Here is a 333-nt window from a genome sequence, read left to right as displayed (position 1 = left end):
ATGCAGCAGATTACCCAGCTGATTGAGGTCATGCTCGTTGGCCGCGGTGGTGACTAGGCTGTGGGTCAGGCCACTCTTGGCATCGACACCAATGTGGGCCTTCATGCCAAAGTGCCACTGATTGCCTTTCTTGGTCTGATGCATCTCCGGATCGCGTTGCTGCTCTTTGTTCTTGGTCGAGCTGGGAGCCTCAATGATGGTGGCATCGACCAAGGTGCCTTGAGTCATCATGACGCCTGCTTCGGCCAGCCAGCGATTGATGGTCTTGAACAATTGGCGGGCCAGTTGATGCTGCTCCAGCAGGTGGCGGAAATTCATGATGGTGGTGCGGTC

The 333-nt window shown here is 56.2% G+C and carries 1 protein-coding gene; it reads right to left on the bottom strand.

Features of this window, described 5'->3' with window-relative positions; translation table 11 throughout:
• A partial coding sequence (locus J9893_RS20365; RefSeq protein ID WP_210621938.1) for an IS5 family transposase occupies window positions 1-333 on the bottom strand: 333 nt, incomplete at both ends.

Origin of the sequence: Aeromonas sp. MaB10011B, from assembly GCF_017939325.1 — a bacterium.
GTDB classification, from domain to species: domain Bacteria; phylum Pseudomonadota; class Gammaproteobacteria; order Enterobacterales; family Aeromonadaceae; genus Aeromonas; species Aeromonas caviae.
Note: the sequence above shows the minus strand (reverse complement) of the source record. Positions and strands in the feature narration are given on the sequence as shown.